The following is a 13,556-nucleotide window of genomic DNA, read 5'->3' on the forward strand; positions in this document are numbered from 1 at the left end:
GCCTGTCCGTATAGAGGTTCTTAGCATTTATTTCGTATTCAACCAGCGATTTGGCAATAACGCGATCAAAGGTCAGATAAAAGGAACGGCTAAAAACGTCATCAGTCACTACTTAGGCAACTCGAAAACAGCCGAGGAGTCATGCCTGATGAGCACCAAGAAACCTGCCGTCACCAAGAGCGCACTGGCCGGGACCGATACCCTGGACCGCAGCAACACCAACGCCAAGCTCGATAGCCTGGAAAAATTCCGCTCCGATGCCACAGGTGAAGCGCTGCGCACCAATCAAGGCGTGAAGGTGGCCGACAATCAGAACACGTTGAAAGCCGGCGCCCGTGGGCCGTCACTGCTGGAAGACTTCATCATGCGTGAAAAGATCACGCATTTTGACCATGAGCGCATTCCCGAACGCATCGTCCACGCCCGCGGGACGGGTGCCCATGGCTATTTCCAGAGTTATGAGAATCACAGTGTTTTGACCAAGGCCGGTTTCCTGCAGGATCCCGGCAAAAAGACGCCCGTGTTCGTGCGCTTTTCCACGGTGCAAGGCCCTCGCGGGTCAGGCGATACGGTGCGTGATGTCAGAGGTTTCGCCGTGAAGTTCTTCACTGACGAAGGCATCTACGACCTGGTGGGCAACAACATGCCGGTGTTTTTCATTCAGGACGCCATCAAGTTTCCTGATTTCGTACACGCGGTCAAACCCGAGCCCCACAATGAAATACCCACCGGCGGCTCGGCCCATGACACTTTCTGGGACTTTGTTTCACTACAACCAGAATCGGCGCACATGGTGATCTGGGCCATGTCCGACCGGGCGATCCCCAAAAGCCTGCGCAGCATGCAGGGTTTCGGCGTGCATACCTTTCGCATGATCAATGCCGAAGGCAAATCGCGCTTCGTCAAATTCCACTGGCGACCCACTGCCGGCACCTGTTCGCTGGTGTGGGATGAAGCGCAAAAACTCGCGGGAAAAGACACCGACTACCACCGACGCGACCTCTGGGAAGCCATCGAGATGGGGGACTACCCGGAATGGGAATTGGGTGTTCAGGTCATCGAGGAAGAAAACGAACACGCCTTCGATTTCGACATACTCGACCCGACCAAGATCATCCCCGAAGAAATCGTGCCAATTACGCCGCTGGGCAAAATGGTGCTCGACCGCAACCCGGACAACTTCTTTGCCGAAACCGAGCAAGTTGCGTTCTGCCCGGGGCATATCGTGCCGGGGATCGATTTCTCCAACGACCCGCTGCTGCAAGGCCGGTTGTTTTCCTACACCGATACGCAGATCAGCCGACTCGGTGGGCCGAACTTTCACGAGATTCCCATCAACCGTACGATTTCCCCCCTGAACAATGGCCAGCGAGACGCGCTGCACCGCACCACCATCGACAAGGGGCGCGCGGCCTACGAGCCCAACTCCATCGATGGCGGCTGGCCGAAGGAAACCCCGCCGTCTGCACAGGATGGCGGTTTCGAGAGTTATCCGGAGCGCATCGACGCCAACAAAATCCGCCAGCGCAGCGAGTCGTTCAGCGACCACTTCTCCCAGGCGCGGCTGTTTTTCCACAGCATGAGCAAGCACGAGCAGGAACACATCATTTCGGCGTACAGCTTTGAGCTGGGCAAGGTGGAACGTGAATTCATCCGCGAACGGCAGGTGAATGAGATTCTGGCCAACATTGATCTGGAACTGGCCAGGCGGGTCGCACAGAACCTGGGCCTGCCGGCGCCGAAAGCCGGGACGGTGGATGTACCCAAAACGTCCCTGGAGCATTCACCGGCGTTGAGCCAGGTCAACTTGCTGCCCGCCGATATCAAGACCCGTAAAGTGGCGATTCTGGCGGCCAATGGGGTAGATGGCGCAGCGATTGATGTGCTCAAGAAAGCGCTGAAGGCTGAAGGTGCGCACGCCAAATTGCTCGGCCCGAGCTCGGCCCCGGTGAAGACCGCCGAAGGCAAATCGTTGCCGGTGGACGCATCGATGGAAGGCTTGCCGTCAGTGGCGTTCGATGCGGTGTTCGTGCCCGGTGGCGCGGCCTCGATCAAAGCGCTGAGCACTGATGGCGTGGCGTTGCACTACTTGCTGGAGGCTTACAAGCATTTGAAGGCGATTGCGTTGCATGGCGAGGCGAAGCAGTTGATGGATGTGTTGAAGCTGGAGGTTGATGCGGGGTTGATCGTGGGAACGGACGCCAAGCTGTTCAAGGCGTTTTTTGCGGCGATCGGGCAGCATCGGGTTTGGGAGAGGGAGCCGAAGGCCAAAGCCATTCCGGCTTAGGTTTTTGTGTTGATTCAGAGGACGCCGTCGCGGGCAAGCCTTGCTCCCACAGGGTATGGGTCGTTCATCAATCAGGTGGGCGACTCAAAACCTGTGGGAGCAAGGCTTGCCCGCGATGCTGTTAAGGCTGTTTGCGCGGACTCAAAACCATCTGTGCCGGAACGCTGCGATTGATCTGTCGGTCCAGCTTCAGATCAAACTGTGGATCAAGCTTGTTCACCCGCTTGGTCAGCAAGTTCGCCAACCAAGGATAATCATCGGTACGCGGCACCTGGATGCTCACGTCGCACTGAAAATTCACCACATCGGCGGCGATGGCATCCAATTGACGACGCACTTTCCCCATATCGGTGATTTTCAGCTTCACCGTGGTGCTTTCAGCCTCCGGGTCAATGACCTTGGCTTTGCGCTTGGCTTCGGCAGACTTGAGGTCCGCTTCGGCCTTATCCAGTTCAGCCTTACGGGCTTGAGCGATGGCACCGTTGACCCCGCCAGTCAGCGCCGGAGCCTTGGGCATCAGCGCGCGGGCCCGAGCCAGGGCAGTAGCAGCTGCGTTGACGTCACCTTTTTGCAGCACGATCTGGCTGCGCATCAGATAGGCTTCGGCCAATTGCCGCTGGTATTGCTCCAGGGATTGATCGTTGGGCGATTGAGCCTGCAAAGCGGCCAGTTGATCTTCGGCGGTGGCCAGTTCGCTGCTGGCCAGGCTTTGCTCAAGCTGTGCGATAGCCGTGGCCCGTGCATCCGGGGCCTCGGTGGCTGCCGGTGGCGTGCTTTGGCAAGCGCCCAGCAGCACAGAAAATGCGACAAGGAGCAGATAACGGGAGGGGAACGACTTCATTCCTGCGACTCTCTATATGCGCAAAAAACGAGCAAGTCTACACCCCTCGGCGGGGCAGAACAAAACTCAGCAGAAACAGCGCGGCGGCTGTCACTACAATCGACGGGCCGGCCGGAGTGTCCTTGAACCAGGACAGAGCCAGCCCGCCGCATACGGCGAGTATGCCCAGAAGGCTCGCACCCAGTGCCATCTGTTCCGGCGAGCGGGCGTGTCGTTGTGCCGCAGCCGCCGGAATGATCAGCAACGAAGTAATCAGCAATACACCGACGATTTTCATCGCCACGGCAATCACCACGGCGATCAGCAGCATCAACGCCATGCGCAACCCCGCCACGGGCAAGCCTTCGACCCTGGCCAACTCCTCATGCACGGTGATTGCCAACAGTGGCCGCCACAACGTCACCAGCAACACCAGCACTGCCGCACTGCCACCCAGAATCCAGGCCAGATCGACAGGGCTGATCGCCAACAGGTCACCGAACAGATAGGCCATCAGGTCGATCCGCACTTCGTGCATGAAGCTTAGTACGACCAGGCCCAGAGAGAGGGTGCTCGGTGCGAGAATTCCCAAAAGCGTGTCGGACGCCAGCGGTTGACGCTGTTGCAACGTCACCAGCATCACCGCCAGCAGCAAACAGCCTACGGTGACCGCAACGGTGGGGCTGACATCCAGCAGGAAGCCCAACGCAACCCCGAGCAACGCCGCGTGGGACAGGGTGTCGCCAAAATAGGCCATGCGCCGCCAGACCACGAAAGAACCCAACGGACCCGCGACCACTGCCAGGGCCAGACCTGCAAGCAGGGCGTAGAGCAGAAAATCAGCCATGCTTGCAGCTATCTCCGTGAACATGGGTATGGCCCGATCCGGGCGCTTTGACCACCGAGCCGTGCAAATCGTGGGCATGGTCGTGGTGGTGGTGATAAATCGCCAGGCTTTGTGCGTTTTTCCCGAACAGCTCGACGAAGGCCGGATCGCCGCTGACCTGCTCGGGATGGCCGGAGCAGCAAACGTGACGATTGAGGCAAACCACCTGATCGGTGGTGCTCATCACCAGATGCAGATCGTGGGAGACCATCAGCACACCGCAGCCGTGACGGTCGCGCAGGCGGGTGATCAGGCTATAGAGTTCGGCCTGGCCGGCCACGTCGACACCTTGCACCGGCTCGTCGAGCACCAGCAACTCCGGTTCGCGCAACAGCGCACGGGCCAGCAGGACGCGCTGCATTTCACCGCCGGAGACGCTTTGCACGGGGCTGTCGATCACCTGTTCGGCGCCGACTTCCTTGAGCGCGGCCAAGGCCATCGCACGATCCACCCCAGGCACAAGTCGCAAGAAACGCAGGACCGAGAGCGGCAAGGTCGGATCGACATGCAGTTTTTGCGGCATGTAGCCGACCCGCAATTTCGGTTTGCGCCAGACACTGCCACTGTCGGGCTTCAACAGCCCCAGCACGGCGCGCACCAACGTGGTCTTGCCGGCGCCGTTGGGGCCGATCAGGGTGACAATCTGACCTGGCTCGACGCTCAGCTCGATGTTATCCAGCACACTTTGCCCGGCAAACGTGACAGCAACCTGCTCGAGGCGGATCAGCGCGTTGCTCATCAAGCCTCCTGGCAACCCGAGCAGAGACCGATCACTTCGACGGTCTGGCCTTCAACGACGAACCCGACATCCTGGGCACTGGCAATGATCGCGTCGCTGATGGATTTCTGCTCGAGCTCAATGGCAGCGTGGCAGTCGCGGCAGATCAGGAACTGCCCCTGGTGCGCGTGTTCCGGGTGATTGCAGCCGATGAAGGCGTTGAGCGAAGAGATGCGGTGTACGAGGCCGTTTTCCAGCAGGAAGTCGAGCGCGCGATACACGGTCGGCGGCGCCGCACGGCGACCATCCTGCTCGCTGAGCACCGCGAGAATGTCGTAGGCACCCAGCGGCTTGTGGCTTTGCCACACCAGTTCCAGCACCCGCCGCCGCAATGCAGTCAGGCGCAAACCCTGACGCGCGCACAGGGCATCGGCCTCAGACAATGCGCTGTGCACGCAATGAGAGTGGTCGTGGGGACGGCTGGCAATCGGTGTTTTAGGCATGAGCGGCGACGATTATTGTGAGAGACGTTATTATGTTACCCGTTCTCGCCTCTTCGAGTGGTCATCGTGTCCCGACTTTTTTCAATCTTTGTCGCATTTTTCGCAAGTTTTCTGCTGATCGGTCAGGCGCAAGCCGAGGTCAAGGTCCTCACCAGCATCAAGCCGCTGCAGCTGATCGCCGCGGCGGTGCAGGACGGCGTAGCGATTCCGGAAGTCTTGTTGCCACCCGGAGCGTCGCCGCATAACTATGCCTTGCGCCCTTCCGACGTACGGAAGGTGCAGTCCGTGGATCTGGTTTACTGGATCGGGCCGGACATGGAAGGTTTCCTGCCTCGGGTGCTCAATGGTCGTACGCTGCCTAGCGTCGCCGTGCAGGATTTGCCCGGTATGAAACTGCGCCGTTTCGCCGAGGACAGTCACTCCCACGCCGAAGAAGCCGACGAGCACGACCACGATCACCGTCCGGGCAGCCTGGATGCGCATTTGTGGCTGTCGCCGATCAACGCACGCGTCATCGCCACGAAAATGGCCGCCGACCTCAGCGCGGCCGATCCTGCCAATGCCGCGCGGTATGAGAGCAACCTCAAGGCCTTTGATGAACGCCTCGATGCCCTCGACCTGCGGCTGAAGAAGCGCCTGGCCGGTGTTGAAGGCAAACCTTACTTTGTGTTCCACGAAGCCTTCGACTACTTCGAGGACGCCTACGGTCTCAAGCACGCGGGGGTGTTCAGCGTCGCCGCCGAGGTGCAACCCGGCGCCCAGCATGTCGCAGCGATGCGTGCGCGGTTGCAGGAAGTCGGCAAGACCTGTGTGTTCAGCGAACCCCCGTTGCGCCCGCGCCTGGCGGAAACCCTGGTGGCCGGCCTGCCCGTGAAACTGGCGGAGCTGGATGCGCTGGGTGGGTACACGCCGGCAACCGCTCAGGGGTATGAGCAGGTGCTGGAGAAGTTGGGGAATGATTTGGCGGGGTGTCTGGAGTCGTTGTAACTCCGGAACTTGTGTCGCCCCATTCGCGAGCAGGCTCGCTCCCACAGGGATCCCTCGCGGACACAAAATCTGTGTTCACATCGGTCAACTGTGGGAGCGAGCCTGCTCGCGAAGCTTTTAGAGGGCGAACGGTAGCGGCGTATTGACCGTCTGCCGCTGCGCCAACCGCTGCTGAAACTCCATCGGATCGTGAATCAACACATCCTGCCCGGCGAATGACTCCGCCGCGATCAAGCGCGACAACCAGAAGCGCACACAGGCCACCCGCAACAGGGTCGGCCACAGCTCGGCTTCGGCGGCCGTGAATGGACGCAGCGCTGCGTAAGAGCCGAGCAACGCCCGCGCCCGAGGTCCGTCGATCAGACCTTCATCGTCCGAACACCAGTCATTCAGCGCAATCGCCACGTCATAGAGCATCGGCCCCGAGCAGGCGTTGTAGAAATCGATCAGACCGGTCAGGTGCGTGCCTTCAAACATCGCGTTATCGCGGAACAGATCGGCGTGGATGTTGGCCCGTGGCAGCGCCAGAATTTTCTCTTTCTGCAGTGTGATTTCATCCAGCGCCCGTTCCAGCAGATCTTTCTGCTCGGTATTGAGGTGCGACAGAAACTGCGTGCCCTCCTCCAGCATCCAGTCCAGGCCACGATCGGTTTTGCGCTTGATCATGTTGGCTTGGGTCGCGAGATGCAGGTGGGCAAGCAACTCGCCCACCTGCGCGCAATGCTGAGCATTGGCTTGCTTGATGTGCTTGCCGGCCAGACGCGGTTGCAGCAACGCAGGTTTGCCCGCCAGTTCACGCAACGCGATCCCATCAGTGGTGCGCAGGGCGTAGGGCACCGGCAGATCGGCTTCGTGCAGCACGTCGAGCAATTCGATGAAGAACGGCATCTCCTGGACCGGGCCACGCTCGACCAGAGTCAGGACAAATTCGCCCTGCTCCAGGCTGATAAAGAAGTTGGTGTTTTCGCTACCGGCGGCAATCCCCTGGAAATCAAGCAGGCGGCCGAGGCCATAAGGGGCGAGAAAAGTTTCCAGCTCGGGCCGAGCCAGGGGGGTGAACACAGACATGTTTAAACTGCCAGTACGGGCGCCGCTGTTGAGCCAGCGCCGATTGAAATTAAGAAACTATTTCCACTCAAAAATCTTCCACGACGGAATCAGCATATCCGGCTGATCCGAGCGGATGAAGTTACCGTCCGATCCATCGGCGCGCACCAGAAAGTACGGCTTTCCGCCTTTCGGCGTTACTTGAATGGCGTACAGAAAGCCATTCTGGCGGTATTCCTTGATGGTGTTATCGCCTTCCGTGCGAATGGTTACATCCGGTTCAGGCGATGGCGCATCGTTCGCCGCCATCACGGCCAACGGTGCGGTTGCAAACAACCCAGCCAGCAACAGGCGATTTAGTGTGCGCATGATAACCTTGTCCCTTTGTCGTCAACGGTCCCGCTATTCTAGCGCCGGACCCGCCGAAAAGGTTGATCCTGCTCATGAGCCAAGCCCCCCTCGTCCTGGTGGACGGTTCGTCTTACCTGTACCGCGCCTTTCACGCGCTGCCACCGCTGACCACCTCAAAAGGCCTGCCGACCGGCGCGGTCAAGGGCGTGTTGAACATGCTCAAGAGTCTGCGCAAGCAGTACCCGGACAGCCCGTTCGCCGTGGTGTTCGACGCCAAGGGTGGGACATTTCGCGATGAAATGTACGCCGAATACAAGGCCAACCGCCCGAGCATGCCCGATGACATGCGCGTGCAGATCGAGCCGCTGCATCAGAGCGTGATCGCCCTGGGCTTCCCGCTGCTGTGCGTCGAAGGTGTCGAAGCCGATGACGTGATCGGCACCCTGGCCCGCAGCAGTGCCGCCGCCGATCGTCCGGTCGTCATCTCCACCGGCGACAAGGACATGGCGCAACTGGTCGACGGCCACATTACCTTGGTCAATACCATGACCGGTAGCAGCATGGACGTGGAGGGCGTGAAGGAGAAATTCGGCGTCGCTCCGGAACAGATCATCGACTATCTGGCACTCATGGGCGATTCTTCCGACAACATTCCAGGCGTTCCGGGCATCGGTCCGAAAACCGCTTCCGGGCTGCTGGTCGGCGTGAATGGCGGCCTGACCGAGCTCTACGCGCAGCTTGATATTGTCCCGACCCTGCCGATCCGCGGTGCAAAGACGCTGCCGGCCAAGCTTGAAGAACACAAGGAGATGGCGTTCCTCTCCTATCAACTGGCGACGATCAAAGTGGATGTGCCGCTGGACGTCGGCCTCGATGACCTGCAAATGGGCCCGGAAGATCCGGTCAAGCTCACCGAGCTCTACAACCTGCTGGAATTCAAGAGCTGGTTGAACGATCTGCAACGGGACGCCAAGCGCATTGAACTGAGCACTGCCGCCGAACCTGAGCCAGTCGTCGACCTGTTCAGCGCCGCCGAAGCCATCGCGGAGGCCGAAGCGCCGGTGGCAACGTCTGAAACCCGCTACGAGACCATCCTCGATCAGGCACGGTTCGACGCCTGGCTGGAGAAACTCAATAACGCCCCGCTGTTCGCCTTCGACACCGAAACCACCGGCATCGACGCGCAACAGGCGCAACTGGTGGGCCTGTCGTTTGCGGTGCAGGCCAACGAAGCCGCCTACATCCCGTTGACCCACTCCTACATCGGCGTGCCCGAGCAACTGGATCGCGACACGGTCCTGCGCGCGCTCAAGCCGATCCTGGAAGACCCGAACAAACTCAAGGTCGGCCAGCACGCCAAGTTCGACATGAACATCCTGGCCAACTGCGCCATCGGTGGCGATCAGGCCAACGGCATCACCGTGCGCGGCATTGCGTTCGATACCATGCTCGAATCCTACGTGCTCAACTCCACAGCCACCCGCCACGACATGGACAGCCTGGCGCTGAAGTACCTGGATCACACCACAGTGAGTTTCCAGGACATCGCCGGCAAAGGCGTTAAGCAGCTGACCTTCGATCAAATCGCCCTGGAGCAGGCCGGCCCTTATGCCGCTGAAGATGCCGACGTTACCTTGCGTCTGCACCAGGCGCTGTTCGAGAAGCTCACCGCCATCCCAAGCCTGGCCAGTGTATTGACCGACATCGAAATCCCGCTGGTGCCCGTGCTGGCGCGTATCGAACGCCAGGGAGCTTTCGTCGATGCCGCGCTGTTGGGCGTGCAAAGCATCGAACTGGGCGACAAGATGGTGGCGCTGGAGCGTGAAGCCTTCGAGATTGCCGGCGAGGAGTTCAATCTGGGGTCGCCAAAGCAGCTTGGCGTGATCCTCTACGAGAAGCTCGGCCTGCCGGTGCTGAAGAAAACCGCCAAGGGCCAGCCGTCCACCGCCGAAGAGGTGTTGGCCAAGCTGGCCGAGGACGACTACCGGCTGCCCAAGGTGCTGATGGAATACCGCTCCATGAGCAAGCTGAAAAGCACCTACACCGACCGTCTGCCGGAGCAGATCAACCCGCGCACCGGGCGCATCCACACTTCGTATCACCAGGCAGTAGCGTCCACCGGACGCCTGTCTTCCAGTGACCCGAACCTGCAGAACATCCCGGTGCGCACCGCTGAAGGGCGTCGCATCCGCCAGGCCTTCGTGGCGCCGACCGGTTACAAATTGCTGGCGGCGGACTACTCGCAGATCGAACTGAGGATCATGGCGCACCTGTCCCGTGACGAAGGCCTGATGAACGCCTTCCGCCACAATCTGGACGTGCACACCGCCACCGCCGCCGAGGTCTTCAAAGTCGAGTTGGCAGACGTGACCTCCGACCAGCGCCGCAGTGCCAAGGCGATCAACTTCGGCCTGATCTACGGCATGGGTGCCCAGAAACTGGGCAAAGACATTGGTGTCGATACCAAGACCGCCAAGGCTTACATCGATACGTACTTCGCCCGCTATCCGGGCGTGCGTGAGTACATGGACCGCACACGCGCCCAAGCGGCGGATCAGGGTTTCGTGGAAACGTTCTTCGGGCGCCGGTTGTATCTGCCGGAGATCAATTCCAACAAGCCGCAAGAGCGTGCCGCTGCCGAACGCACGGCGATCAACGCGCCGATGCAGGGCACCGCGGCCGATATCATCAAGAAAGCCATGGTGGCGGTGGACAACTGGCTGGCAGAGTCGGGCCTCGACGCCAAAGTCATCCTGCAAGTGCACGATGAACTGGTGCTTGAGGTGCGCGAAGACCTGGTCGAGCAGGTCCGAGATGAAATTCGAATCCACATGAGTGGTGCGGCGAAGCTGGATGTTCCGCTGCTGGTCGAAGTGGGTGTGGGCAATAACTGGGATGAGGCTCACTGACTCCCTGTAGGAGCGAGCTTGCTCGCGAAAGAGTGTCAGGCTGATCGCTACGCCCGATACATCATCGCGAGCAAGCTCCTACAGATAGCGCCGCGGCAGTGGGCGAAGAGCTCTTAGTCCAGAACGCGCTTAGGGTTATTCCAAACGTATTTGAAAAAATTATGAACTAATCCGAAGATTTGCTACTCAGAGTTACTGAATGGCTGGTGAAGCCCTTCGATGCTCCTATGTTGTGTTAAGTGTTGGCAGATATCTGGACCCCGCCCTAGCGGTCTAGAACTTGAACCCCGGAACTTCCCCCTCCCCATAGAAGTCCGGGGTTTTTTTTGCCTGAAAACTGGCTGTGGCGCGCTCAGGCAAAGCTTTTGCCTTACCTGAACGCATCACAGCCAGTTTTTTATCCGGCAACCTCGGCGCCCTTGTCCGCCAGCTCCATCCAGCCAGCCAGTACAGTATAGGCATCTTCCAGACCCATGCGTTTCGGCGCCGAAAACAGCTGAATCGACACGCTGTCACCCCAACCCTTGCGAATTTCCGACTGCACCTTGAGCAGCGTGTTCTTGGCTGCGCCGTAGGTCAATTTGTCCGCTTTGGTCAGCAGAATGTGCATCGGCATGCCGGCAGCGACGGCCCAATCAAGCATCAACAAGTCGAAGTCAGTCATTGGATGACGGATGTCCATCATCAGAATCAGCCCCTTCAAACTCTCGCGGCCACCCAAATAAGCCTCAAGGTGACGCTGCCAGTGTTGCTTGAGCGGGATAGGTACTTTCGCGTAACCGTAACCCGGCAGGTCGACCAGACGGCGTTCATCGTCTAGCTTGAAGAAGTTCAACAGCTGTGTGCGTCCCGGTGTTTTCGAGGTACGCGCCAGGCTGGCATGGGTCAGGGTGTTGAGCGCACTGGACTTGCCGGCGTTGGAACGCCCGGCGAAGGCGACTTCAAAACCTTCGTCGTCCGGACATTGGTCGACTTTGGCGGCGCTGAGCATGAAGGTGGACTGTTGGCACAGACCGAGGATGGGATTCTTGAGTTGCATGGGATTTCCGATGTGGGTGGCGCCGGGAATGGGCGCGGCAAGCAGTGTCGCTTCCGTTTCAGTGACGCCAGTATATAATGCCGCAGATTTTGTGTGCGCTTTGTCCCAGCGTAGGATGAAGTTCACGAGAGCGACAGACCTTGATTGCGCACTAGAACGCAACACGCTCTCAACCCTGAAAAGGTCGTTTTATGACGAAGTGGCTGCTAGTTGCCGGTGTCTTGATGCCGCTTTACAGCGCTCAGGCTACACAGGATCCGGAAGCTGTGTACAACCGTGTTTGTGGTGCCTGTCATTCCGGCCAACTACCCATGGCGCCCAAAAAAGGCGATCAGGAAGCTTGGACGCCGAGGTTGGCGAAAGGTATGGAGACGCTGGTGCAACACGTGACCCAGGGTTTCAAGGCGATGCCGCCGCGTGGTTTGTGCATGGACTGCAGTGCCGAGGATTACCGCGCCATCATCCAGTGGATGAGCGAGTAAACCCGGTCCATAACTCTTAACCCTTAGCCGTAGTTGGATTAGCTGATGAACAAATTGATCGTGAGTCTGCTGTTGACCGTGGGAATCTCCGGCATTGCCCATGCTGCAGGTGAGCCAGTGAAACCTGGTGACGCCGCCGCAGGCCAGGCAAAAGCCGCCGTATGTGGCGCCTGTCATGGCCCGGATGGCAACAGCATGGCGCCAAACTTTCCAAAACTGGCGGGGCAAGGTGAACGCTACCTGACCAAGCAGCTGCACGACATCAAGTCGGGCAAGCGCACCGTTCTGGAAATGACCGGCCTGCTGACCAACCTGAGCGATCAGGACCTGGCGGACATCGCCGCCTACTTCGCCAGCCAGAAAGGCAGCGTCGGCGCCGCCGACCCGAAAGTCGTGGCTCGTGGTGAAGCCCTGTTCCGTGGCGGCGATCTGAACAAGGGCCTGCCATCCTGCACCGGTTGCCACTCGCCAAACGGCGCCGGCAACGCGGCCGCCGGCTTCCCGCACCTGGGTGGCCAACACGCTCAATACATCGCCAAGCAACTGACTGACTTCCGCAAAGAAGAAGGTGGCCGGGCGAACGACGGCGATACCAAACCGATGCAGACCATTGCCAAGAAACTGAGCGACGAAGACATCGCCGCCGTGTCCAGCTACATTCAAGGCCTGCACTAAGTCTGACGAACCGGGCGATGCGCGAGGCATCCAACGCCTGCAACGTTAACGCTCGATTAATCCGTCGCAGCAAGTATAAAAAGGGTGGCTTTGGCCGCCCTTTTTTGTGGCCGCTGCCGTTACACTACAGAACTCTGGCCCGCCATGACCTGTCTGAATACAGGTCACGCGAGGCGAAAAAATTTGTCCAGGAGTAAAGCATGCGTAATCTGATCATCAGCGCCGCACTCGTCGCTGCCAGCCTGTTCGGCATGACTGCCCAGGCCGCCGAAGCCCCCGCCGCCCCTTACGTCGAACTGAGCAACCCGGTTCCGGTCGCCGTTCCGGGCAAGATCGAAGTGGTGGAGCTGTTCTGGTACGGCTGCCCGCACTGCTACGCGTTCGAGCCGGTGATCAATCCTTGGGTCGAGAAGCTGCCTTCCGATGTGAATTTCGTGCGTATTCCTGCCATGTTTGGCGGCCCATGGGATGCCCACGGGCAAATGTTCCTGACCCTTGAAGCCATGGGCGTGGAGCACAATGTTCACGCAGCGGTGTTCAACGCGATTCAGAAAGAGCACAAAAAACTGACCGACAAGAATGACATGGCCGACTTCCTCGCCACCCAAGGCGTGGACAAGGACAAGTTCCTCGCGACTTTCGACTCTTTCGCTATCAAGGGCCAGATCGTCAAGGCCCGTGAACTGGCCAAAAAGTATGAAATCTCTGGCGTTCCAACCATGATCGTCAACGGCAAATACCGCTTTGACGTAGGCTCCGCCGGCGGTGCAGAACAAGCCCTGCAACTGGCCGACAAACTGATCGACAAAGAGCGAGCGGCTAACAAGGCTGCCGCCAACTAAGGGCAGTACC

13 protein-coding genes are annotated in these 13,556 nt (G+C 59.4%); 6 read left to right on the top strand and 7 right to left on the bottom strand.

Annotated elements, in window-relative coordinates; genetic code table 11:
- The first annotated feature begins 145 nt into the window (after nt 1–145).
- Nucleotides 146–2,287: a catalase HPII gene (katE, locus tag BJ917_RS30525; protein ID WP_256658587.1), complete on the top strand. Its 2,142-nt coding sequence runs from the start codon at nt 146–148 to the stop codon at nt 2,285–2,287.
- A gap of 121 nt (nt 2,288–2,408) precedes the next feature.
- Here katE and BJ917_RS30530 read toward each other — a convergent pair whose 3' ends face one another.
- The 4 genes from BJ917_RS30530 to zur are packed head-to-tail and all read right to left on the bottom strand — an operon-like array spanning nt 2,409 to nt 5,214.
- Complete coding sequence (locus BJ917_RS30530) at nt 2,409–3,128, bottom strand: PA5502 family lipoprotein (protein ID WP_096514067.1); 720 nt, start codon at nt 3,126–3,128, stop codon at nt 2,409–2,411.
- Nucleotides 3,129–3,165: 37 nt separating this feature from the next.
- The gene (gene znuB / locus BJ917_RS30535) at nt 3,166–3,954 is read right to left on the bottom strand and encodes a zinc ABC transporter permease subunit ZnuB (RefSeq protein ID WP_096514068.1); all 789 of its coding nucleotides are present in this window, start codon (nt 3,952–3,954) and stop codon (nt 3,166–3,168) included.
- On the bottom strand, nt 3,947–4,732 hold the full coding sequence (znuC, locus tag BJ917_RS30540; protein WP_096514069.1) for a zinc ABC transporter ATP-binding protein ZnuC: 786 nt from the start codon (nt 4,730–4,732) through the stop codon (nt 3,947–3,949). The genes znuB and znuC overlap by 8 nt, the downstream gene beginning before the upstream one ends.
- Nucleotides 4,732–5,214: a zinc uptake transcriptional repressor Zur gene (zur, locus tag BJ917_RS30545; protein ID WP_096514070.1), complete on the bottom strand. Its 483-nt coding sequence runs from the start codon at nt 5,212–5,214 to the stop codon at nt 4,732–4,734. Before zur ends, znuC begins: the two co-directional genes overlap by 1 nt.
- Nucleotides 5,215–5,280: 66 nt before the next feature.
- Here zur and znuA point away from each other — a divergent pair, with 66 nt between their 5' ends.
- Nucleotides 5,281–6,201: a zinc ABC transporter substrate-binding protein ZnuA gene (gene znuA, locus BJ917_RS30550; protein ID WP_172901639.1), complete on the top strand. Its 921-nt coding sequence runs from the start codon at nt 5,281–5,283 to the stop codon at nt 6,199–6,201.
- Between the two features lie 117 nt (nt 6,202–6,318).
- Here the strand turns inward: znuA and BJ917_RS30555 are convergent, their stop codons facing one another.
- Nucleotides 6,319–7,269 carry a homoserine kinase gene (locus BJ917_RS30555; RefSeq protein WP_096514072.1) on the bottom strand — a complete coding sequence of 317 codons (951 nt, stop codon included), beginning with the start codon at nt 7,267–7,269 and terminating at the stop codon, nt 6,319–6,321.
- Between the two features lie 57 nt (nt 7,270–7,326).
- Nucleotides 7,327–7,617 (bottom strand): DUF2782 domain-containing protein, encoded by a 291-nt coding sequence (locus BJ917_RS30560; RefSeq protein ID WP_096514073.1) that lies wholly within the window; start codon nt 7,615–7,617, stop codon nt 7,327–7,329.
- A 74-nt stretch (nt 7,618–7,691) separates the two neighbouring features.
- Between BJ917_RS30560 and polA the strand changes: the two genes are divergently transcribed.
- Entirely contained in the window at nt 7,692–10,508 is a 2,817-nt protein-coding gene (gene polA, locus BJ917_RS30565; RefSeq protein WP_096514074.1) for a DNA polymerase I, read from the top strand.
- Nucleotides 10,509–10,905: 397 nt separating this feature from the next.
- Here polA and yihA read toward each other — a convergent pair whose 3' ends face one another.
- Complete coding sequence (yihA, locus tag BJ917_RS30570; RefSeq protein ID WP_096514075.1) at nt 10,906–11,547, bottom strand: ribosome biogenesis GTP-binding protein YihA/YsxC; 642 nt, start codon at nt 11,545–11,547, stop codon at nt 10,906–10,908.
- A gap of 191 nt (nt 11,548–11,738) precedes the next feature.
- Here yihA and BJ917_RS30575 point away from each other — a divergent pair, with 191 nt between their 5' ends.
- From BJ917_RS30575 to dsbA, 3 genes are all read left to right on the top strand, one after another.
- Nucleotides 11,739–12,029, top strand: a complete 291-nt coding sequence (locus BJ917_RS30575) for a cytochrome c5 family protein (protein ID WP_096514076.1) — start codon at nt 11,739–11,741, stop codon at nt 12,027–12,029.
- 45 nt (nt 12,030–12,074) lie between these two features.
- Nucleotides 12,075–12,704 (top strand): cytochrome c, encoded by a 630-nt coding sequence (locus BJ917_RS30580; protein WP_096514077.1) that lies wholly within the window; start codon nt 12,075–12,077, stop codon nt 12,702–12,704.
- 200 nt (nt 12,705–12,904) lie between these two features.
- Nucleotides 12,905–13,546 carry a thiol:disulfide interchange protein DsbA gene (dsbA, locus tag BJ917_RS30590; protein ID WP_096514079.1) on the top strand — a complete coding sequence of 214 codons (642 nt, stop codon included), beginning with the start codon at nt 12,905–12,907 and terminating at the stop codon, nt 13,544–13,546.
- Nucleotides 13,547–13,556 lie beyond the last annotated feature (10 nt).

Source organism: Pseudomonas sp. WPR_5_2 (assembly GCF_003634475.1).
In the GTDB taxonomy this organism is placed as follows: domain Bacteria; phylum Pseudomonadota; class Gammaproteobacteria; order Pseudomonadales; family Pseudomonadaceae; genus Aquipseudomonas; species Aquipseudomonas izuensis.

Excerpts from the sequence above, each read along its gene's own strand:
- BJ917_RS30530 (WP_096514067.1), bottom strand. The coding sequence starts at position 3,128 with ATGAAGTCGTTCCCCTCCCGTTATCTGCTCCTTGTCGCATTTTCTGTG.
- znuB (WP_096514068.1), bottom strand. The coding sequence starts at position 3,954 with ATGGCTGATTTTCTGCTCTACGCCCTGCTTGCAGGTCTGGCCCTGGCA.
- znuC (WP_096514069.1), bottom strand. The coding sequence starts at position 4,732 with ATGAGCAACGCGCTGATCCGCCTCGAGCAGGTTGCTGTCACGTTTGCC.
- zur (WP_096514070.1), bottom strand. The coding sequence starts at position 5,214 with ATGCCTAAAACACCGATTGCCAGCCGTCCCCACGACCACTCTCATTGC.
- BJ917_RS30555 (WP_096514072.1), bottom strand. The coding sequence starts at position 7,269 with ATGTCTGTGTTCACCCCCCTGGCTCGGCCCGAGCTGGAAACTTTTCTC.
- BJ917_RS30560 (WP_096514073.1), bottom strand. The coding sequence starts at position 7,617 with ATGCGCACACTAAATCGCCTGTTGCTGGCTGGGTTGTTTGCAACCGCA.
- polA (WP_096514074.1), top strand. The coding sequence starts at position 7,692 with ATGAGCCAAGCCCCCCTCGTCCTGGTGGACGGTTCGTCTTACCTGTAC.
- yihA (WP_096514075.1), bottom strand. The coding sequence starts at position 11,547 with ATGCAACTCAAGAATCCCATCCTCGGTCTGTGCCAACAGTCCACCTTC.
- BJ917_RS30575 (WP_096514076.1), top strand. The coding sequence starts at position 11,739 with ATGACGAAGTGGCTGCTAGTTGCCGGTGTCTTGATGCCGCTTTACAGC.
- BJ917_RS30580 (WP_096514077.1), top strand. The coding sequence starts at position 12,075 with ATGAACAAATTGATCGTGAGTCTGCTGTTGACCGTGGGAATCTCCGGC.
- dsbA (WP_096514079.1), top strand. The coding sequence starts at position 12,905 with ATGCGTAATCTGATCATCAGCGCCGCACTCGTCGCTGCCAGCCTGTTC.